Consider the following 23,232-nt stretch of genomic DNA (forward strand, 5'->3'; position numbering starts at 1 on the left):
TCTGCTAATATAGCGTGTTTATTATTTGATCTTATGCCTCGCAGCTTGAGCATGAAACAAAGTTCACCATCATTTCTTTTGAAACGGAAGAACTTCTTTGGTAATAAAGAGTTTTTACTCCTTTTTTCCAAGCTTCGATATACAGATAGTTTACATCTTTTACAGGCATTGTAGATGGAATCTGAAGGTTCAGAGACTGTGCCTGGTCAATATATTGCTGTCTTTGGGCAGCCTGAGAAATGATCTCCATTGGAGAGATTTCCTTGAATGTTTTGAATACTGCCTTTTCTTCAGGAGTAAGCTCATTCAGGTGTTGTACAGAACCGTGATTCAACATGATGGTTCTCCATGTTTCCTCGTTATCCAATCCTTTTTCTTTCAATAGTTTTGCCAGGTATTTGTTCTTACGCATAAAGTTTCCTTTAGCCAAACCTGCTTTATAATAGTTAGAAGAAAAAGGTTCAATTCCAGGAGAAGTTTGTCCTAAAATTGCAGAACTTGAAGTGGTAGGAGCAATAGCCATTGTGGTGGTATTTCTTAATCCGTATCCTTTCAATACTTCCGGTTCTCCATAGATGTTGGCAAGTTCTCTTGAAGCCTGTTCAGCCTGATCTTTAATATGTCTGAATGCTCTTGCGTTAAACTGAGTCGCTTCAAAACTTTCAAACGGGATCATATTTTTTTGTAGGTAAGAATGGTATCCTAAAACTCCTAATCCAAGAGCTCTGTGACGCATTGCGAAGTTTCTTGCTCCTTGTAAGTAGTAGTTTCCTTCAGTTTTATCGATGAATTCAGATAAAACAGCATCCAGGAAATATACGGCTAATTTAACAGCATCTGTATCTTTCCACTCATCGTATAATTCAAGGTTCATAGAAGACAGACAGCAGATGAATGATTCCTCCATAGTAGAAGGCAGCATGATCTCAGAACAAAGGTTACTTGCGTTTACCGTCATTCCAAGGTCTTTATATACCTGTGGTTTGTTTCTGTTTACGTTGTCTGTGAAGAAAATATAAGGAAGACCTTTTTGCTGGCGGCTTTCTAATACTCTTGCCCAAACTTTACGTTTCTCCATATCACCGTCTATCATATCCTGCATCCAGTAATCTGGTACACATACTCCGGTAAATAGGTTCTGAATTGGGCTACCAATATCTTTAATGGATAAAAACTCTTCAATATCTCCGTGGTCAATATCTAAGTAAGCAGCAAAAGCACCTCTTCTTACTCCTCCTTGGGAAACAACATCCATAGCTGTGTCAAAAAGCTTCATGAATGAAACAGCTCCTGAAGACTTTCCGTTATCAGTAACAGCTGTTCCTCTGTTTCTCAGTTCTCCAAAATATCCTGAAGTTCCCCCTCCGATTTTTGTCTGCATGATAACTTCACCCATTTTATGAGTAATTCCTTCAATGCTGTCCGGAATGTGAGCGTTAAAACAAGAGATTGGAAGACCTCTTTCTGTTCCCATATTAGCCCATACAGGAGAGGAGAAGCTGATCCATCCTTTTGTAATCATTTCTTTGAATGCTGCTTGAAGTTCCGGTTTGTATAACCTTTTTGCAGCAGCAGTGGTAATTCTGTCGATAGCTCCGTCTACCGTTTCACCTTTCAACAGATATCCTCTGTTCAGCATCTGCTCAGACTCTTCGTTGAGCCACCATATATTTGAATTTTGCTCTTCCATAGATGTTATATTTTCGAATTCCAGAATGAAATTCCCGCTCCGGAATTTTGTTTTTTTATATTATTGATTGTAAAAATTCTACTTTGTGAGAGTCATTCAGCCCGCTTTCATCTCTCAACCTTTGAAATTCCTTAAAAGACGGAATATTCAAAACTTCATGCTGAACATCTTCATTAATGTAGTTTGAATAATGTAGAAAAGTAACGCCATCCTCCTTTACAAAAACCTTATATTCAAATGTTGACTGATCTAAATTTTTAAAATCTTCAAGGAACTTTTGAATATTGGCCTTATTGGCAGGAACAAATTCAGGTTTTACGGTATAGCTTACCATTACATTAATCATATTATTTGTGCTTATTAAGTTAACTGTTGTTCTGTTTTGAAGTATGAGAAATTATTAATCCTAATACTTTCTGCTTTGACGCTCGCTTCGCTCGCGCCTTTATATTAGAACAAGTCGTTTGCTGTAATACTCTTATCGTGTTTCGTGTAATCTACAGGTCTTTTTGCAAAGAAATCATCTAGTGAATTTGCGAAAACTTCCTCTTCAAACCATACCATTGGTCTGTATTGTTCCGGAGTGATGTTGTATCTTGTTTTCATGTTGATTTTCTTCAAACTGTCATCTACACGATACTTCATGAAGTTCAATAGATCTTCTTTAGATACGTTATCAATTTCACCTAGTTCAAAGATCCAACTAAGAATATCTCCTTCTCTTGCGATAGATTCATCTACAAGCGTATAGATGTCTTCAATATCGCTGTCTGTTAATAGATCTGGTTGTTCTTCACGGATTTTGTTGATCAGGTAGATTCCTGCATTAGCGTGAATTTGCTCATCTACAGAAGTCCATGCGATGATATTGGAAACATTTTTCATGAATCCCTTGAATCTTGTGAAAGAAAGGATGATGGCAAATTGAGAGAAAAGAGAAACGTTTTCTACTAAGATACTGAATAACAATAGTGCAGAAACATATTCTTTAGGAGTAGCAGAGTTGGCATGTTTTAAGGCATTTCCAAGGAACTCAATTCTCCCTTTTACAGCTGGAATCTCAATTACATTAAGGAATTCGTCATTATATCCTAATACTTCCAATAAACGGGAATATGCTTCAGAATGACGGAACTCGCATTCTGCAAAAGTAGATCCTAATCCATTGAATTCAGGTTTCGGAAGGTGGTTGTATAAATTCCCCCAGAATGTCTTTACAGACACTTCAATCTGTGCAATGGCTAAAAGCGCATTTTTCACAGCATTTTTTTCATGTGGCTCCAACTGCGAATGAAAATCTTGTACATCTGCAGTAAAGTCCACTTCCGAATGTACCCAGAATGATTTGTTGATGGCTTCTACAAATTGCAGAACCTCTGGGTATTCAAATGGCTTATAGCTTACTCTCTTATCAAAAATTCCCATATTAAATATCTTTATAATTAAATAATTCAGATCTCTGTGGAAAATGTTCAGAATGTGTATAACTTTTTGTTTTTGTGATGGTTGTGAATTTAAGTTATTCACATTGAAAGTTTTCTTTTCTGAGCAAAATCTATTTACAAAGTTCGAAAAAAAGAACTGATTTTGAAAGAGGTAAATACTAATAGGCTGACTTTTAGCTGTAAAAGTTTTCCACATTTACATGAAACAGGCACAAATAATAGGCTAGAGGGCTATATAGGGGATAAATGCATGGAAAACTCAAGTTACAGTTAAACAAAAATTGACAAATCACTTTAAATAAAGGTTTAAGATATTAAACAAAAAAAAATTTGAATAAATTTTCATTCTTGTAACAAATTGAAAATATCATCTACTTATTGGGTATAAAACATACATCACTTAATGTTAGTAATTCAGGATTTACATAAATCATACGATACAGGAAAAAGCAAGCTTCATGTTTTGAAGGGAATCAATCTGAATATTTCAGAAGGAGAGTTTGTTTCCATTATGGGAAGTTCCGGTTCCGGAAAATCTACCCTTCTTAATATTATTGGTATTCTGGATGAAAAAGATTCAGGTACCTATGAATTGGATGGCGTTCCTATTGAGCATTTATCAGAAGTAAAAGCTGCAGAATACAGAAGTAAATTTTTAGGATTTATTTTCCAGTCTTTTAATCTTATCAGTTATAAAACCGCTCTTGAAAATGTAGCTCTTCCATTGTACTATCAAAATGTACCAAGAAAAGAGCGTAATCAAAAGGCTTTGGAATATTTGGAAAAAGTAGGTCTTGCACAATGGGCAGATCATCTTCCTAACGAACTTTCAGGGGGACAGAAGCAAAGGGTAGCCATTGCAAGAGCTTTGATCACCAATCCGAAAGTAGTATTGGCGGATGAGCCTACCGGAGCATTGGATTCAAAGACCACTCATGATATTATGAAGCTTCTTCAGGATATTAACAATGAAGGAAAAACAATCATTGTAGTAACCCACGAACCGGATGTAGCAGCACAAACGAAGAGAAATGTTATACTGAAGGATGGTATTATTGAAAGTGATGAGTTTATTAAGCAGATTGTGCTTTAAGCAATTTGAGAATTTGAAAATGAGATAATTTGAAAATTGAATGATGTTATTCTTTTAATTTTTCAATCTTTTAATATTAATAAAAATGTTTGACCTAGATCGTTGGCAGGAAATATTCAGCTCTATCCGTAGTAATGTACTTCGGACGGTGCTTTCGGGATTTACGGTAGCTTTAGGACTGTTTATTTTCATTGTACTTTTTGGAATAGGACAAGGGCTTCAGAATGCTTTCTCGGAAGGGTTTGCAGGTGATGCCAAAAACCTGATTACCATTTATACAGGAAAAACAACCTTAGCTTATAAAGGATTACAGTCTGATAGAAGTGTAAGCATGAATAATGACGACTACGATTTCCTTGTGAATACAGATAAGGAAAAAGTAGGAGCAGCCAGTCCAAGATATGCAACCAATTTAATGGTGAAATATGGAAAGGAAAGCGGTTTGTATCAGGTTCATGGTGCCGAGCCGGGAGAACAGGTTATTGAAAATAGAAACCTTGTTGAAGGACGTTACATTAATTCCTTTGACTTAGCAAGAAAACAGAATGTAGCCGTTATCGGAAGAATGGTTCAGAGAGACCTTATTAAAAATGGTGGTTCCATAGGCAAAGAACTGGATATTAACGGAACAATGTTTAAAGTGGTAGGAGTGTTTTCCGATGATGGTGGAGACCGGGATGAAAGACATATTACAGTTCCGATTACCACTTTACAACAGATGAAAAAAGGTTCGGATACAGTAAATACGGTTTATATCGCCTATAATGATAAATTACTTAACCCTCAGGATGCCATTAAATATGGAGATGAACTTAGAGATAAACTGAAAGCAAGAAAGAGTGTGTCTCCAGATGATGAAAATGGAGTCCGTGTCTGGAATAATGCCAAAAACATGAATGATACCTTCGTCTTTATGGCAGTTCTTACTGCAATTGTAGGGTTCATTGGATTGGGAACATTATTAGCAGGGATTATCGGGATCAGTAATATCATGGTGTATATCGTAAAAGAAAGAACCAAAGAAATCGGGGTACGAAAAGCCATTGGAGCCAAACCGGCAGGAATTGTAGCATTGATCGTTCAGGAAAGTGTTGTGATTACAGTAATTTCCGGATTTGTGGGAATAGGAGTCGGAGTTTTAACATTAAGTCTGATAGGTGATAGCCTTGAAGAGTTTTTCATTAAAAATCCAAGTGTAGGATGGGGATCAATCTTTATGGCATTTATTGCATTGGTTTTTTCCGGATTGATTGCAGGATTTGTTCCGGCATACAGAGCTTCGAGAATTAAGCCGATTGAAGCATTAAGAACGGAATAATCATTTGAAAAGAAGATAATTTGGAAATGCAGTAATGATAACAATTTGTTGATTTACTCTTTTCGACTATTAATAATTTATAATTCAAAAAGGTGAATATCATATTTAAAAAAGATACTTGGCAGGAAATTTATTATTCATTGAGGAATAATAAACTCCGCACATTTCTTACCATGATTGGAGTAGGATGGGGCATGTTTTTGTATGTAAGCCTTCTTGGGGCAGCAAAAGGTATGGAGAATGGTTTTGATAAACTGTTTTCAGGATTTGCTACCAACTCTATTTTCCTGTGGGCACAGAAGACATCTATTCCCTACGAAGGTTTTCCTAAAGGAAGAGAAGTTCATTTGAACCTGTCCGATATGGAAATGCTCAAAAGAAAAATAATTGATGTAGATTATATATCACCTCAGAATGCAAGGGGAAGCTTTACCGGAACACCCGGAGAATCTGTATCAAGAAATGGGAAAAGTGCTACCTATTCTCTTACAGGAGATTATGCAGTAGGAAATAAAATTTCAGAAAAGAAACTTATTTACGGACGTTATCTCAATGATGCGGACGTTTCTGGAAATAAAAATGTAGTGGTTATAGGAGAAGAAATCTATAAAAACCTTTTTGATTCCAAGAAAAAAGAAAATCCGATAGGGCAGTCTATTAATATAAAAGGAATATTTTTCAATGTAATTGGTGTTTTCAGAGTAAAGAAAGGGGGTGGTTTTGAGAATGATCAAACAGCCTTTATTCCACTATCCACTTACACTAAAATGTATAATGCCGGAGAACAGATTGACCTGTTTGCTATTGTAAGCAAGCCTAATGCTAACGTTAATGGTGTTGAAGAAGAAGTAAAACAGGTATTAAAGGCAAAAAATAAAATTTCTCCAGAAGATACCAATGCCTTTGGAAGTTTCAATTTAGGAAAAGAGTTTAAAAAACTAACAGGTTTCCTTACCGGGATGCAGCTTTTAACTATTATTGTTGGAACATTGACGATTTTGGCTGGAGTTATTGCTATTTCAAATATTCTTTTGATTACCGTAAAAGAAAGAACTAAAGAAATAGGGATCAGAAGAGCATTGGGAGCAAAACCTGCTGAGGTAAGAAACCAGATCTTGCTGGAAAGTGTTGTGATTACACTCTCTTCCGGGTTGCTGGGATTTATGTTTGGAATCTTTGTGCTTATGATTTTAAATATGGCTACCCAGGGGCAGGACTCGTTTCCTTTTTATAATCCAACAGTAAACTACGGAAATGTATTTGCAGCCATGGCAGTAATGGTCATATTAGGATTAATTATTGGAATGATCCCTGCGCAGAGAGCGGTGAAAATTAGACCAATTGAAGCATTAAGAACAGAATAATAATTTGAAAATAAAATAATTTGAAAATAGAAGAGAGTCATCTTTTAATTTTTAATTCATTCAAAACTTTTAATAAAAAATAAACTATACATATGAAAAAGAAATTCACTTGGAAAAAAGCCATTTATATAGTGTTGGGGCTTTTATTTGCAGTGGCATTGTTCTCCGGGATTGGTTATCTTGTAAAATCAAACTCCAAAGAAAGCGAGGCTTTCCTTACCCGCAAACCTAACATTCAGAATATGGATGATAAGGTAATGGCCACCGGAAAAATTGTTCCAAAGGAAGAAATTGAAATTAAACCCAACATTACAGGGATCATCGATAAAATTTTAGTGAAGGAAGGAGACAGGGTAGAAGTAGGTCAGCTTATTGCTACTGTGAAAATTGTACCAAGTATCTCTGAAGTAAATGCTGCTCAGCAGGAAGTTCAGAATGCACAGATTCAGATCAGTAATGCACAGATGAATGTGGGAAATATGCAGAAGCAGTTTGAAATGCAGGATAAGCTGTATAAACAAGGGGTAGCTTCCAGACAGGAGTTTCTTAATTCCCAGCAGCAGCTATTCTCTCAGCAGCAGACGCTTAAAAATGCTCAGCAGCAGTTGAATACAGCACAAAAAAGACTACAGATTGCTAAAACCGGAGCTACTCCTGAACTTCAGGGTCAAGGTTTGGCAACCACACAAATTCGTTCCAAAGCTTCGGGAACCGTTCTTGAAGTTCCTGTAAAACTGGGAAGCCAGGTGATTGAAGCGAACAATTTTAACGCAGGAACAACCATTTGTTCAGTAGCAGACCTGAACTCTCTGATCTTCAAAGGAGAAATTGATGAAGCTCAGGCAGGAAAATTGAAGCAAGGGATGGATATGAATATTGTAATCGGTGCATTACAGAATAAAACCTTCCCGGGTAAACTGACGATGATTGCTCCAAAAGGAAAAGATAATGCAGGAACCATCAAGTTCCCGGTAGAAGGAAACGTAGAAAATCCTAACAACGAATATATCAGAGCTGGTTTCTCTGCGAACGGGGAAATCGTATTAAGCTCTCAGAAAAATGCTTTATTACTTGATGAATCTTTAGTTCAGTATGAAAAGAAGCAAGGGAAAGATGTTCCTTTTGTAGAAGTAAAGCAAGCAGATGGGAAATTTAAAAAAGTATACCTAAAACTTGGAGCTAGCGACGGAATTAATGTTCAGGTTCTTCCTGGATCCAATATTACGAAAGATTCTGAAGTGAAAGTTTGGAACCCATCAGATAAAGATAAAGAAGAGTTGAAAGAAAAAGCGAAAGCCAAATAATAAACTACACTATACATTTTAAACTGTTAGATCCCGGAGATATATTCTTCGGGATTTTTTATTAAAGTTCAGGAGGTATTATTATATTTTAGCATGTAATAAATCAGAAGCTTAAAATGTCTTATTTTTAATTATAAAATATAGCCATGAAGAAAAACGTCCTGATTCTTATCCTTTTTACCATTGTAAAATTTGTTCTTCAGTATACCTTAGTAAGCCCGGAATATGATCTGCAGCGGGATGAATACCTGCATCTTGACCAGGGAAGTCATCTTGCCTGGGGATATCTTTCTGTTCCGCCTGTAAGCTCATGGATTTCATGGCTAATAAAGATACTTGGAGATTCTGTATTTTGGGTTAAGTTTTTTCCTGCTTTATTCGGAGCATTGACAATAGTAGTTGTCTGGAAAGCAATTGAAGAATTAAAAGGTAATCTTTTTGCTTGCGTCCTTGCGTCCTTGGGATTATTGTTTTCCTCATTGCTTCGGTTGAATATGCTGTATCAGCCTAATTCACTGGACGTCCTTTTATGGACCTCTTTCTTCTATATCCTGATAAAATATGTCAATACCGAAAAAGCAAAATGGCTATATTGGGGGGGAATCATTTTCGGAATTGGTGTCTTGAATAAATACAATATTGCTTTTCTTGCATTAGGATTTATTCCTGCACTTTTAATAACCAAACAAAGAAAAATTTTCACAAACCCTCATACATATGGAGCCACATTTTTAGCTTTACTGATTATTCTTCCCAATATTGTATGGCAATATAATCATGGCTTTCCGGTCATTCATCACATGAAAGAACTTTCCAAAATCCAATTGGTTAATGTTGACAGATTTGATTTCCTGAAATCTCAGTTTTTATTCTTCATTGGAGTAACTTTTGTTATTCTTTTTGGATTTTATGCTTTACTGTTTTATAAGTCTTTTGAAAAGTTTCGTTTTTTTTTCTGGGGATATGCTATCACCATATCATTATTTATTTTTTTTAGAGCCAAAGACTATTACGCCATAGGTATTTATCCTATCTATATTGGTTTTGGATCAGTTTATCTTGAGAATATTTTAAAAAACGGATGGCAGAGGTTTCTTAAGCCGGTTTGTATCTTACATCCTTTACTTTTGTTTATGCCTATATATAATCTTGCATTTCCTAATAAAAGCCCTGAGTCTATAGCAGAGAATTCTGAATCTTATAGGAAGTTTGGGCTCTTGCGTTGGGAAGATGGAAAAGATCATCCTTTACCTCAGGATTTTGCAGACATGTTAGGCTGGAAAGAACTTGCTCAGAAAGTTGATAAAGAGTATTCCAGATTATCAAAAACCGGAAATACTTTGGTGTTGTGTGATAATTATGGGCAGGCCGGAGCTATTAATTATTACTCTAATAAAGGTATAAAAGCGGTGTCATTCAATGCTGATTATATCAATTGGTTTGATTTAAGCAAGAAATATAAGAATCTAATCAGAATTAAAAACCGTCCTGAAGATGAGCTTGAAGAGACCGGTGCTTTTTTTGAACATGCTGTAATGGCAGATTCTGTTACCAATCCATATGCCAGAGAAAAAGGTACTGTAATTTTCAGTTTTGAAGGTGCTACAATAGACATCAGAAAGAGACTTCGGGATGAAATTGTTTCAGTTAAAGGCAGGACTAGCACTAATGCACAAATTGAAAATATAGAAACCGATAAATAAAATCGAATAAGAACATAAAAAAACACTATCGCAATACAGTTGCGATAGTGTTTTTTGTTTTAACTTTGCGTCATCAATTATTAAATTACTATGCACAATAAAAACTTTGATGTGATTATTATCGGCGGAAGCTATGCAGGATTATCTGCTGGAATGTCTTTAGGAAGATCTTTAAGAAATGTTTTAATTATTAATGAAGGAAAACCTTGTAATAGGCAGACTCCGCATTCGTACAATTTTATTACCCATGATGGTAAAACTCCAAGAAAAATTGCAGAACTTGCTAAAGCTGATGTTGAGCAGTACAAAACTGTATATTTTTTTGACGAAAGAGCTGTAAAATTAATGAAGAACGTTGATGGCTTTAAAGCTGAAGTATCTTCCGGTGAAAGATTCTATGCGAAAAAAATTATTTTAGCTTCAGGAATAAAAGACATTATGCCGGATATTCCGGGGTTTGCTGAATGTTGGGGAATTTCTGTATTACATTGTCCGTACTGCCACGGATATGAGGTGAAAAATGAAGTGACGGGAATTCTAGCCAACGGTGATATGGCTTTTGAGTTTTCAAAACTGATTTTTAATATGACCAAGAAACTGACCTTATTTACCAATGGAAAATCCAGTCTTACTCAGGAAAAGACAAAAAAATTGAAAGATCATGAAATTGGTGTTAATGAAGATGAGATAGAAAGCATTGAACATGAAAATGGCCAGATTCAAAAAGTTGTCTTTAAAAATGGGAAAACCATTGTTTTAAAAGCTTTATATGCGAAGATACCTTTTGAGCAGAATCTTGATGTTTCAGACTTAGGTTGTGAGTTGACAGATCAGGGATTTATCAAAGTAGATTTCATGCAGAAAACATCAGTTCCCGGAGTTTTTGCCTGTGGCGATAATGTAACTATGATGCGATCTGTAGCAAGTGCAGTGGCACAAGGTAATTTAGCAGGAGCGATGGTTAATAAAGAATTCTCGGAAGAAAAGTTTTAAGATGTATGAAATACTGATCGGTATCAAACGCAACATTAAAAATTATTGCAGGGGGGTGTTAAACAAAATTCATAAATAGACAATACTTTAAAGCTTTTATGAAATATCAGGTCTAAAATCATATTTTTTGATGCCAAAATCTCAACGAAAATTCCGTACATTTGGGGTGAAAAATTTCAAAAACTAAAAGTAAAATGGATATTATTTTCGACCTGATTGAAAAGGAAAGACAAAGACAGGCCCATGGATTAGAGCTTATCGCATCAGAAAACTTTGTTTCTGAAAACGTGATGAAAGCAATGGGAAGTGTACTTACAAATAAATATGCTGAAGGATATCCCGGGAAAAGATATTACGGAGGATGTGAAGTTGTAGATGAGGTTGAAACTTTAGCGATCAACAGAGCAAAAGAACTTTTCGGAGTAGACTATGTAAACGTACAGCCACATTCCGGATCTCAGGCAAATGCAGCCATTTATCTTGCTGTTTTGAAACCAGGAGATAAAATTATGGGAATGGACCTTTCAATGGGAGGGCACCTTACTCACGGTTCTGCAGTGAACTTCTCAGGAATTCAGTATGAAGTAGTTTCTTACGGAGTAGAAAGAGAAACTGGTCTTATCGATTATAACCAAATGAGAGAAGTTGCTTTAAGAGAAAGACCAAAAATGATGATCGCAGGATTCTCTGCTTATTCAAGAGATCTTGATTATGCTAAATACAGAGAAATTGCAGACGAAATCGGAGCAACACTTTGGGCTGATATCGCTCACCCTGCAGGGCTAGTAGCAAAAGGATTATTAAATTCACCATTTGAACACTGCCACGTAGTAACCACTACTACTCACAAAACTTTAAGAGGTCCAAGAGGAGGAATGATTATGATGGGGAAAGATTTTGAAAATACATATGGTCACAAAACTCCAAAAGGAGAAATAAAAATGATGAGCCAGGTATTGGATGGAGCTGTATTCCCGGGAATCCAAGGAGGTCCGCTAGAGCATGTTATTGCTGGTAAAGCGGTTGCTTTCGGAGAAGCTTTGGATGGTCAGTTCGAAACGTATGCAAAACAGGTTAAGGCTAATGCTCAAGCGTTATCAAAAGCGATGACTGACAGAGGATTTGATATCGTGAGTGGAGGTACAGATAATCACTTAATGTTGGTAGACCTTAGAAATAAAGGAGTAAACGGTAAAGAAACAGAAAAAGCATTGGTACTTGCCGATATTACATGTAATAAAAATATGGTTCCTTTCGATGATAAGTCTCCATTTACAACATCTGGTATCAGATTAGGAACGGCTGCTATTACGACAAGAGGATTGAAAGAAAATGATATGGAAACTATTGCCGGATTAATTTCTGAAGTAGTAGATAATATCAAGAATGAAGAAGTTCTTGCATCTGTAAGAAAGAACGTGAATGAATTAATGGAAGGTAAAGCATTATTTAACTACTAATAAAGCTTATAATATATAGTATAAAGAATGGGCGGAAGCTCATTCTTTTTTTATTCATATGGAAAAAAAATCTTTTACTTTTGATGAAATCAAACTGAAACTGGTGAACTATTGCGTATACCAGGATCGTTGCCATGCCGAGGTAGAGCAGAAAATGAGAGAGTTTTTACTGATTGATGAGGCAAAGGAAGAAATTATCCTTTACCTCATGAAAGAAAATTATCTTAATGAAGAAAGGTTTACCAGAAGCTATATTAGAGGGAAATTTTACATCAAACATTGGGGCAGGAATAAAATCAGAATGAATCTTAAGCAGAAGCAAATCTCTGAAAAGCTAATTAATATGTGTTTTGATGAAATATATGAAGATGATTATATAAAAACTATCACGAGAATTTATGAAGAATATTTTTCTAAGCAAAAAGGGCTTCAGGAATATCAAAAAAAAGCAAAGACTATAAAATATTTGATGAGCAGAGGTTTTGAATATGAGAAAATAAATGATATTTTTGACTGAATGTTGATTAAATCTTAAAAATCAACTTTTTTAAACTGAAAAAAGAAGAAAATAGTTTTTTATGAAAGAATATTCTTCGTAAATATCACCCCCTGCTGAATTTTTATGGTATGATTTTTGTCAACCCTTTGCTCTATTAACTGACTTCTAATGATTTCAGAAAATAGTTAAACATCAAATTTATTTTTGATTTCAGTAACTAAATAAAATTTTATTTTATTTTTGCATGATTGTATCGAAATTATCATTGGTGGATAATTGGATCTTACACTAACTAAAAATATGAACACAAAAATAGACAATGTAAATTCTCTCAGAAAAAAAATATTTGGAGGAGATAATGTTGTCAATCTCTCGGACGTAAGATATCTTCCTAGATGGATAATATTAGTAATAGATATTATTATTCTAGTTATATCTCTATTCCTTTCTACCTATATTATAGAAAAAATTACACAAAAAGAATTTATTTATCATGAAGATAAAAGTATTGTTTTTGCTTTTATCATATTGGTGAATACTGTTTTTATGTATATTTTTAAAACCTACGCAGGGATTATCAGACATTCTACTTTTATAGATTTATTTAAACTCCTTATTTCGTGCTTTTGTACCATGTTTGTCGTAGCCACGATAAATATTGCATATTTTTGGATTACAGGAGGTAAATTTATTCTCACTCCTTATCTGGTTTTATATTTTGTGATCTCTTTTATGGGATTATTTCTCTTCAGACTTTATGTAAAAGAGTTTTTTCATATAGTAAGAGAATATAGAAGAAGTGCATTAAAGAAAAGAATTTTAGTATTGGGAATTGATGAGCAGTCTATTGCCATTGCAAGAGCTATCTTGGATAATCCAAATCTTCCCTATCAGGTAGTAGGATTTTTAACGCAGAGAACAGATTCAAAAAGAGCATCACTTCTTGGCAAACCAATCTATGCAAAAGAAAAAATTGAAAATAGTACAAAAGATGATCTTGTTGTTGACGGAATCATTATTGTAAAAGAAATGATGGCTAAGGACGAGATGAACTCCTGGGTTAATCTATTCTTAGAAAAGGATCTTAATGTATTTAAAGCCCCTTCAGTACAAAAATTAAGGGATAGTGATTTGGGAGGATCTATTAGAAATCTTCAGATTGAAGACTTACTTAATAGAAAGCCAATTAAGATTGAAAATGAGGAGGTTAAAAGCAGACATCATGGTAAAAATATTTTGGTTACAGGTGGTGCAGGATCTATTGGCAGTGAAATCATAAGACAGGTTGCACAGTTTACACCATCTTTAATTGTTGTTTTAGACCAGGCGGAAACTCCTTTATATGATATTGAGCTTGAAATGAAGGAAAAATTTCCTCATATCAGATTCAAGTTTGTATTAGCTGATGTGTCTAATATTCATAGAGTAGAGCCATTATTTCAGGCTTATAACTTCTCAATGGTATACCATGCGGCAGCTTATAAGCACGTTCCTCTTGTAGAAGATAATCCAAACGAAGCAATTCGTGTAAATGTTTTAGGATCAAAGAATATTGCGGTTTTATCCAGTCGTTACAATGTCAACCGATTTGTAATGATTTCAACGGATAAAGCAGTAAACCCTACCAATGTAATGGGAGCTTCTAAAAGAGCTGCTGAATTATTTGTTCAGTCTTTACAACATGCTGAAGGCAATACAACAAAATTCATTACAACAAGATTTGGAAATGTTTTGGGTTCAAACGGATCCGTTATTCCTCACTTCAAAAAACAGATTGAGGCAGGAGGACCTGTTACCATTACACACCCTGATATTGTAAGATATTTTATGACCATTCCGGAAGCTTGTGAGCTTGTTCTTCAGGCCGGAACTATGGGGCATGGAGGGGAGATCTTCGTTTTCGATATGGGAGAACCGGTTAAGATTCTCGATTTAGCAAGAAGAATGATAAAACTATCAGGTTTTGAACCTAATATTGATATCAAGATTATTTATACAGGACTAAGACCTGGAGAAAAACTATACGAAGAGCTGTTAAGCGACAATGCAAAAACCCTTCCTACACATAATGAGAAAATTATGATTTCCAAAGATCCTACAATGTCGTTTTCAGAAATAGAACGTTTGGTAAACCAAATAACAGAAGCCTCAATAATGCAGGAAAAAGTAGAAGTGGTTAAGATTCTTAAATTAATCGTACCGGAATTTATAAGTAATAATTCCATCTACGAGGTTTTGGATAAATAGGAAAAAAATATAAATGTATATTTGTACAATTTTAAAATATGAAAAGTAGAATATTAGGACTGTTTTCTATACTCTTATTAGTATCATGTAAGGTTAAAGATAATGTTAAGAATGATTTAAACTATATGCAGAATATAGAACAAGTCGCCATTGAATCATCTGCAAAAAATTCAGGTAATACAGTTCAAATAGGAGATCAACTAGTTATTCTTATTACTGCTAAAGATATGGATGTCGTAAGGCCATTTAATCAGAATTATTCCTCCTCTGAGTTGATTCAGACTAACAATGTCCTAGCAGGAGGAAATATGCCTAATCAGGGAATGACTACATCATCAGGACCTACTTATATTGTAGATAATAATGGCAATATAGATTTTCCGGTTATTGGTACAATTAGTACAACAGATAAAACGCTTATTGAAGTTAAAAATGAATTAAGAGAAAAAGTAAGCCAATATGTTATTAATCCAACTGTAAGCGTAAGACTTACTAACTTTAAAATCACAGTACTTGGGGAGGTTAATAGACAAGGAGATTATACCATTACTAACGGACAGGCAACTATTTTGAATGCTTTGGGACTTGCTGGTGATTTAACCGGGTATGGAAAAAGAACAGATGTGCTAGTAATAAGAACTGAAAATGGGACTGTTACTCATGGTAAAATTAATTTGCAGGATGCTAACTTAATTAACTCTCCGTTTTTTAACTTAAAACAAGGGGACGCCATTATTGTTCAGTCAACTAAAGCAAAAGAAATTGCATCAAGACAGAACCCTAACACAGGGCTTTATCTGACTGCTATTTCTATTGGTGTTACAGCTATTGCTGTTGTTATAGGCTTATTTAGTAAAAAATAAAAGGATGTGATTAAATTATCAAATTCCCATTGTTAATTTAATTATTTGAAAGAATCACAAAGAATGAAATATAATATAGCCATTATTGGACAAGGATATGTAGGATTACCTTTGTCTTTGGAGTTTGCTTATCATTATCCGGTGTTGGGTTTTGATATTAATACAGAAAGAATTAATGAACTTAATAATGGTCATGACTCGACATTAGAGGCGGATATTGATAAACTTAAAGACTGTTTAAACCGTTATAATGAATCAAAAGGGAATAGTGGCTATAGAGGGACAAGTGATATTCAGAAAATAGCCGGATGTAATGTCTTTATTGTAACTGTGCCCACGCCTATTGATAAATATAATGCACCTGACCTGAATCCATTGCTTACTGCATCAAAGATGCTGGGAGAAATTATTAAGAAAGGAGATATTGTTATATTTGAATCTACTGTGTTCCCTGGTTGTACAGAAGAAGAATGTGTTCCAATTCTGGAAAAACATTCAGGATTAAAATTTAATGAAGATTTTTTTGTAGGGTATTCTCCTGAAAGAATTAATCCTGGTGACAAAATTAATACTTTAACCAATGTAATGAAAGTCACCTCCGGTTCTACAGATGAAATAGCACAGGAAATTGATGATTTATATAAAAAAATAATTACAGCAGGTACTCATAAAGCACCAAGTATTAGAGTTGCAGAGGCTTCAAAAGCCATTGAAAATGCTCAAAGAGATGTAAACATTTCTTTTGTTAATGAGCTGGCTCTTATTTTTGACAGAATGGGGATTGATACCAATGATGTTCTTGAAGCTGCCGGAACAAAATATAACTTTTTGAAATATAAACCTGGTCTTGTTGGTGGACACTGTATTTCCGTAGATCCATATTATCTGGCACATAAGGCTGAGCAACTGGGTTATCATCCTGACGTCATATTATCAGGACGGAGGGTAAATGATTCAATTTCGAAATTTATAGCGTCAAAAGTGATAAAGCTGCTGATTGCTAAAGGAAATATTATCAAAAATTCCCAGGCTTTAATTTTAGGTGTAACTTTTAAAGAAAACTGTCCTGATGTAAGAAATACAAAAGTTATTGATATCTATAATGAATTAAAAGACTATGGTGTAGAGGTAGATATTTTTGATCCATGGGCAGATAAAGAAGAAGTAAAACATGAATATGGGGTAACTATTCTTGATCAGCTTGAGGAAAATAAAAAATATGATTCAATTATTATTGCTGTATCTCACAAAGAGTTTCTCTCATTAGATTTTGGAAAAATAAAGAAAGAAGATAGTGTTATTTTTGATACTAAGGCTTGTATAGATAGAAGCTTAGTGGATGCAAGACTCTAATTAGAAAATTAATTAATAAATACTTGTTATTAAATAACATAGAAAATTTTAAAATTTAAAACTAAATAATGGATAGCCCAGTTATTGAAGAATCAGAAAAAGAAATTAATATTCAAGAATTAATTAAACCTTACCTGAAAAATTGGGTATGGTTTATTATTATACCTATTATATGTTTAATAGCAACTTATTTTTATTTAAAGTTTGCTACTCCTATCTATAATATTCAGTCATCGGTATTGATTAAAGATGCTAAAAAGACACCTTCTGCAGCAGGTGAATTTGGCATGTTACAAGACTTATCCGGTTTTGGAGGAATGGGGACAAATAGTATTGATAATGAAATAGAAATTTTCAAGTCTAAAAAACTTATGCAGGAGGTTGTAAAGCAGAATAATTTACAAACTTCAATATATGCTAAGTCTAAATTAAATGATAAGGAACTTTATAAAGAAACATCACCTTTTATTATTCAGGTTATTAACGAAAAAGATTATCCGAATAAAATAACACCTGTAACCATTAAAGTTTCTGGGCAAAATATTGTTTTAACAAGTGATGATTTCCCGGAAATTAAAACAGAGTTTAATAAAACAATTAGTTTACCTTATGTTAATCTGTTGATTAGCAAAAATCCTGCTTTCAATAAAACTAAGGCAGGAGATATTAGCAATATATATTTTACCTATTCTTCTTTAGAGGGTACTGTGAATTATTTGCAAAAAATGTTAGGGGTAAGCCTAGCTAATAAGGATGTTACAGTTATCAATTTGTCATTAAATTATGCGAATATCAATAAAGCTAGGGATATTGTAAATACTTTGGTAAAAGCATATAATAATGATGCTATCAGTGATAAAAACTCTGAGTCTCAAAAAACCAAAGACTTCATTGATGATAGAATCAATCTTATTTCAAAGGAACTAGGACAAGTTGAAAATGAAAAAGAACGTTTCAAATCAAGCAATCAAATTACAGATTTATCAACAGAAGCTAAAATAAATCTTGAAACATCTGCTGAGGCAAGATCAAAACAAATTGAATTGGAGTCTCAACTTGAACTTACCAATGCTTTAATCGATTTTATGGGAAGACAAAATAATACCCAGGTATTGCCTTCCAATGTAGGATTGAATAATACGACTGCCTCTACTAATATATCGGCTTATAATCAGCTAGTTCTGGAGAGAAATAGATTGCTTGAAAATGCTACGCCTCAAAACCCTTTAATCATTGACCTTAATAAACAAATATCTGCTCTGAGAGGTTCCGTTATGGAAAGTCTGGTGAAAAATAGAACAGGATTACAACTAGCAAAGAATCAATATCAGGGTGAACAAAATAGTATAAGTTCAAAAATTACTAAAATTCCTGCACAGGAAAAGATGTTTAGAAGCATTGAGAGACAGCAACAGATAAAAGAAAACCTGTATTTGCTTCTATTACAAAAAAGAGAAGAAACAGCAATTTCATTGGCTGTTACAGCAAGTAAAGCTAGAATTATTGATTATGCGTATGCATCTCCTAATCCTGTAGCTCCTAGAAAAATGCTTTATCTGGCAGCTTCTCTACTTGTTGGTTTAATTTTACCATTCCTTGTTATTTATTGTAAAGAATTCTTTAATAATAAAATAAAATCTAAACATGATCTTGAAAAGCTTTCACATGGTAAATCTATTATAGGAGAGATCCCAAGTCTTGAAAGAGGCCAAGATGAATTGGTGAAAGTTAATGATCTGTCACCTTTAGCAGAAGCTTTCAGAATTCTTATTACCAATATGAATTTCTTATTACCTAAAAAGAAAGGGGCAAAAGTTGTTTTTGTTACTTCAACTGTTAAAGGGGAAGGAAAAACATTTGTCTCTGTAAATCTCGCACTTACTCTTGCAACACCAAACAAAAAGGTAATTATTATAGGTTCTGATATCAGAAACCCGCAGCTTCAAAGATATAATGCTGCAAGAAAAGGTCTTTTAGGGCTTACTGAGTATTTATATGATGATAGAACAGCTCTTAAAGATATTATTCACGTATCTACATTTAATCCTTATTTGGATGTAATTTATTCAGGAAGTATTCCTCCGAATCCAACAGAATTGCTTACAAATGGCCGATACGAAAAATTGCTTGATGCATTAAACGATTCATATGATTATATTATTTTGGATACAGCACCACTAATGTTAGTAACAGATACTTTCCTTTTTGCTGAAATGGCTGATGCAACATTATATGTTACCAGATCAAGATATACCGAAAATACATTAATAGAGTTTGCTAACAGAAGCATTGACTCTCAAAAAATTAAAAATGTAGGATTTGTCTTGAATGATGTAAGCAAAGATTATCTTGGATATGGTAATAAATATGGCTATGGATATAATGCTGAAGAAAAAAAATGGTGGAAAAGGTTTTAGAATATGAGTATAATAAAAAATTTGATAGTATTTGGTACAAGACCGGAAGCTATAAAAATGGCCCCTTTAGTAAAAGAATTTGCTAAAAATAAAAACTTTGAGACCAGAGTTTGTGTTACAGCTCAACATCGTGAAATGCTAGATCAAGTATTGGATTTTTTCCAAATTATTCCCGATTATGATCTCAATTTAATGATGCCAAATCAAAATTTATATTCCCTTACAGCTAATATTATTGTGGGAATGGGAAGTGTTTTAGAAGAATTCAAACCTGATTTTGTTTATGTACATGGTGATACAACAACCAGTATGGCTGTTGCTATTGCAGGTTTTTATTCTGGATCCAAAATCTGTCATGTTGAAGCAGGATTACGTACTTATGATAAGAGATCCCCGTTTCCTGAAGAAATGAACAGACAAATAAGTGGACGAATAGCGGATTATCATTTTGCCCCAACAACGGGCTCCAAAAATAATTTATTACAGGAAAATATTTCTGAAAAAGAGATATTGGTAACGGGTAATACAGTTATTGATGCACTGTTAGAAAGTACTTCAATTGTGGGAAGTATTGAGAATAAAGAAATTGAGGATTTAAAAAAAGTAATTCATCTCGGTAAACGAATTATTTTGGTAACTGGGCATCGTAGAGAAAATCATGGAAAAGGATTTATCAATATTTGTGAGGCATTACAAACAATTGCATTAGAAAACCCAGATGTACAGATTATTTATCCGGTACATCTAAATCCAAATGTTAAAAATGTTGTCTACGAGATTCTTTCAAATATTGATAACATCACATTAATTAATCCATTGGCTTACCCGGCTTTTGTCTGGCTTATGAATCAGTCTTATCTAATCATTACGGACTCCGGAGGTGTTCAGGAAGAAGCACCGAGTTTAGGCAAACCTGTTTTGGTTATGCGTGACACTACCGAACGCCCTGAAGCTGTTGAAACAGGTACAGTTATTCTTGTAGGAACTGATAAGAAAATGATTGTAGATGAAACCAATGATTTGCTAAATAATAAAGAACGATATAAGGCCATGAGTGATTTACATAATCCTTATGGTGATGGAAAAGCAAGCGAAAGAATTGTGAATTTTATTTCTTCCTTAAGTGAGAAAAATTAAAAATAAACTTAGCAGCCTGAAGAATAATGGATTTGTTGTATCTTCTTTATTTTCTTCTGTTTCTGCACTGGTGAAAATAATTACAGCCTTTTTATTAAGTAAGATAATTGCTTTAATATTGGGGCCAAAAGGATTGGGGATGATCGGGCAATTGTCAAGTTTCATTTCAGTAATACTTGTTTTTGCTGGAGGAACTATAAACAATGGGATTGTTAAATATATAGCTGAGTATAATAATTTTGAGAAAGAAAAAATAACTCATATTATATCCACTGCATTTAAAATTGTTTTGTTTAGTGGAATTAGTATTGGTATTTTATTAATTGTATTTTCTTCCCAAATTTCAAATTATGTTTTACAGACCACAGATTACAAGAATGTTATTATCATTTTTGGTTTTACAGTATTATTCTATGGTCTTAATAATTTTTTATTATCCATACTGAATGGATATAAAAATTTTGAAAAATTTAATAAGATAAATATCTATGGGAGTATACTTGGATTGATTATTTCTGCATTTTTTATCTATGAACTCAATATTTTCGGAGCATTAGTAAGTCTTGTTACTAATCAATCTATTATTTTTTTACTTACCCTTTATATGGTAAGAAATGAAAAATGGTTGAACAAGGAAAATTTTAGTTCTCCATTCAACAAAGAGGAGGGGCTAAAGTTGTCTAAATTTGCCTTATTAGCTATTGCTTCTACAGCACTTGTTCCGACCTCTCAGTTTTTTGTTAGAAAATATATTATTTCCCATCTCGGATATGTTGAGGCTGGTTACTGGGAGCTGGTTACCAGAATATCAACTTACAGTCTTTTGTTTTTTTCGCTTTCTATATCAACTTATTATTTACCTCGTGTTTCAGAAATAAGATTGAAAAAAGAGTTGAGGGCTGAGATTATTAATGCCTACAAACTTATAATACCAGCAGCATTACTGGTTTTTATAATTATTTATTGTGCCAGAAATTTAGTTATACAAATTTTGTCAACAGCTAGTTTCTCAAAATCTGGGGAACTTTTTTTATTTCAGTTTATCGGAGACTTTTTTAAAATCTGTTCATGGGTGTTAGGGTTTCAGATGGTAGGCAGAGGAATGATTAAATTGAGTTTATTTACAGAAATTTTTTACAATTTATTGTTTGTAATTTTATCTATTTTATTCATTAATTATTTTGGATTTGTGGGAATAAGTTACGGATATGCATTAAATTATTTTATTTATCTCCTTTTATTATTATTTATTTTTAGAAAATTATTTTTTTTAAAAGATTAATTATGATTTTATTTTTAGCTGACTACCCTAATAAAGAAAATATTAAGGATGGAATGATTCAGAGAATTCAGAGTATTGACACTTTTTTCTTGTCAGATGAAAGAGTATACTTATCTGTTTCCTATTTGAAGAATGTGAAAAAACAAGTAGAAAAAAAAGATAAAGTAACGGTTATTCGCTGTAATGCTTTTTTACATATCCTATTAATTTTTAAACTTTTTTTTAGATCAAAATTAATCTATATACATTCTTTGTTTAATGTATTGCCTAATGTTATTCCACTCTTGTTAACGTTTAATAGTAAATATGCTTTAGATGTTCATGGCGTTGTACCTGAAGAATTGCTTTTGAATAATCTTCCTGTTCATTCAAGAATATTTGAGATTTTGGAAACTATCATTTTCTGGAAAGTCAAGAATATAATTTGTGTTACTGAAGCTATGCAGGAATATTATCTTCAAAAACATCCGGGTAATCACAATTATATTGTTTATACAATAATGCCCAGTAATTTGGTCGCTGATCAGCTAATTGATGTAAATAGCGTTAATGAAGCAGTAAATGTCATCTATAGTGGGAATACCCAAAAGTGGCAAAATATTGAGCTTATGTGCAAAATAATTAAGAATAATCTTTCACCTACTATAAATTATATTATTTTAACCGGTGAAATTGAAAAAATGAAGAATATTTTTAAAAGTCAAGGTATCCTAAATGACAATATAAAGATTTTATCTGTTTTGCCTGGTGAATTAGTAGAATATTATGCTAAAGCAAATTATGGTTTCATTCTTCGGGATGATATTGTGGTCAATAACGTGGCTTGTCCAACCAAAATGGTTGAATATTTATATTATGGAATAATTCCTATCGTACTTTCTGAAAAGATTGGCGATTTTTATAAGCTTAATTATGAGTATATTCATTATCAGAGTTTTAATGAAGGTTTGGAGGCTCTTAAAAGCGAGCGGAATATCAAAATAGCAAAAGCATTACAAAGTAGGAATACAGAGATTAATCTTAAAAAAGTTCTGCAATAAAAGCGGAATTCATGAAGAGACACA

Annotated in this window: 18 protein-coding genes; 15 read left to right on the forward strand and 3 right to left on the reverse strand. The window is 33.5% G+C overall.

The genetic code is table 11. The features are described 5' to 3' along the window. Positions 1-31: 31 nt before the first annotated feature. The 3 genes from J2772_RS15530 to J2772_RS15540 all read right to left on the reverse strand — a co-directional run bounded on the left by J2772_RS15530 (position 32) and on the right by J2772_RS15540 (position 3,115). Complete coding sequence (locus tag J2772_RS15530; RefSeq protein ID WP_209918247.1) at positions 32-1,690, reverse strand: ribonucleoside-diphosphate reductase subunit alpha; 1,659 nt, start codon at positions 1,688-1,690, stop codon at positions 32-34. A gap of 55 nt (positions 1,691-1,745) precedes the next feature. Then, the gene (locus J2772_RS15535) at positions 1,746-2,036 is read right to left on the reverse strand and encodes a hypothetical protein (RefSeq protein WP_209918250.1); all 291 of its coding nucleotides are present in this window, start codon (positions 2,034-2,036) and stop codon (positions 1,746-1,748) included. 104 nt (positions 2,037-2,140) lie between these two features. Continuing rightward, positions 2,141-3,115 carry a ribonucleotide-diphosphate reductase subunit beta gene (locus J2772_RS15540; RefSeq protein WP_027374636.1) on the reverse strand — a complete coding sequence of 325 codons (975 nt, stop codon included), beginning with the start codon at positions 3,113-3,115 and terminating at the stop codon, positions 2,141-2,143. A 423-nt stretch (positions 3,116-3,538) separates the two neighbouring features. On the opposite strand from J2772_RS15540, the gene J2772_RS15545 reads away from it, so the two are divergent. The 15 genes from J2772_RS15545 (at position 3,539) to J2772_RS15615 (ending at position 23,208) form a co-directional block, all read left to right on the forward strand. After that, a complete protein-coding gene (locus J2772_RS15545) occupies positions 3,539-4,228 on the forward strand; it encodes an ABC transporter ATP-binding protein (RefSeq protein ID WP_045500352.1) in 690 nt (229 codons plus the stop codon). Positions 4,229-4,313: 85 nt separating this feature from the next. Then, on the forward strand, positions 4,314-5,546 hold the full coding sequence (locus J2772_RS15550; protein ID WP_209918251.1) for an ABC transporter permease: 1,233 nt from the start codon (positions 4,314-4,316) through the stop codon (positions 5,544-5,546). 92 nt (positions 5,547-5,638) lie between these two features. After that, positions 5,639-6,910: an ABC transporter permease gene (locus tag J2772_RS15555; protein ID WP_209918253.1), complete on the forward strand. Its 1,272-nt coding sequence runs from the start codon at positions 5,639-5,641 to the stop codon at positions 6,908-6,910. A gap of 92 nt (positions 6,911-7,002) precedes the next feature. Further along, positions 7,003-8,214: an efflux RND transporter periplasmic adaptor subunit gene (locus J2772_RS15560; RefSeq protein ID WP_209918256.1), complete on the forward strand. Its 1,212-nt coding sequence runs from the start codon at positions 7,003-7,005 to the stop codon at positions 8,212-8,214. 146 nt (positions 8,215-8,360) lie between these two features. Continuing rightward, positions 8,361-9,917, forward strand: coding sequence for a glycosyltransferase family 39 protein (locus J2772_RS15565; RefSeq protein WP_209918258.1), 1,557 nt, complete (start codon positions 8,361-8,363; stop codon positions 9,915-9,917). 90 nt (positions 9,918-10,007) lie between these two features. Further along, complete coding sequence (locus J2772_RS15570) at positions 10,008-10,910, forward strand: NAD(P)/FAD-dependent oxidoreductase (protein WP_209918260.1); 903 nt, start codon at positions 10,008-10,010, stop codon at positions 10,908-10,910. Positions 10,911-11,104: 194 nt separating this feature from the next. After that, positions 11,105-12,370 (forward strand): serine hydroxymethyltransferase, encoded by a 1,266-nt coding sequence (gene glyA / locus J2772_RS15575; RefSeq protein WP_209918262.1) that lies wholly within the window; start codon positions 11,105-11,107, stop codon positions 12,368-12,370. A 52-nt stretch (positions 12,371-12,422) separates the two neighbouring features. Beyond that, positions 12,423-12,887, forward strand: a complete 465-nt coding sequence (locus J2772_RS15580; protein WP_410494431.1) for a regulatory protein RecX — start codon at positions 12,423-12,425, stop codon at positions 12,885-12,887. Positions 12,888-13,169: 282 nt separating this feature from the next. Beyond that, entirely contained in the window at positions 13,170-15,116 is a 1,947-nt protein-coding gene (locus J2772_RS15585) for a polysaccharide biosynthesis protein (protein ID WP_209918266.1), read from the forward strand. Between the two features lie 38 nt (positions 15,117-15,154). Then, positions 15,155-15,979, forward strand: coding sequence for a polysaccharide biosynthesis/export family protein (locus tag J2772_RS15590; protein ID WP_209918268.1), 825 nt, complete (start codon positions 15,155-15,157; stop codon positions 15,977-15,979). A 63-nt stretch (positions 15,980-16,042) separates the two neighbouring features. After that, positions 16,043-17,332 (forward strand): nucleotide sugar dehydrogenase, encoded by a 1,290-nt coding sequence (locus J2772_RS15595; RefSeq protein WP_209918270.1) that lies wholly within the window; start codon positions 16,043-16,045, stop codon positions 17,330-17,332. 68 nt (positions 17,333-17,400) lie between these two features. Next, on the forward strand, positions 17,401-19,749 hold the full coding sequence (locus J2772_RS15600; RefSeq protein ID WP_209918272.1) for a GumC family protein: 2,349 nt from the start codon (positions 17,401-17,403) through the stop codon (positions 19,747-19,749). Positions 19,750-19,758: 9 nt separating this feature from the next. Beyond that, positions 19,759-20,886, forward strand: a complete 1,128-nt coding sequence (gene wecB, locus J2772_RS15605) for a non-hydrolyzing UDP-N-acetylglucosamine 2-epimerase (protein WP_209918518.1) — start codon at positions 19,759-19,761, stop codon at positions 20,884-20,886. Next, complete coding sequence (locus J2772_RS15610) at positions 20,873-22,168, forward strand: O-antigen translocase (RefSeq protein WP_209918274.1); 1,296 nt, start codon at positions 20,873-20,875, stop codon at positions 22,166-22,168. The genes wecB and J2772_RS15610 overlap by 14 nt, the downstream gene beginning before the upstream one ends. A 2-nt stretch (positions 22,169-22,170) precedes the next feature. Further along, on the forward strand, positions 22,171-23,208 hold the full coding sequence (locus J2772_RS15615) for a hypothetical protein (RefSeq protein ID WP_209918276.1): 1,038 nt from the start codon (positions 22,171-22,173) through the stop codon (positions 23,206-23,208). Positions 23,209-23,232 lie beyond the last annotated feature (24 nt).

The organism is Chryseobacterium jejuense (assembly GCF_017877355.1).
GTDB lineage: Bacteria > Bacteroidota > Bacteroidia > Flavobacteriales > Weeksellaceae > Chryseobacterium > Chryseobacterium jejuense_A.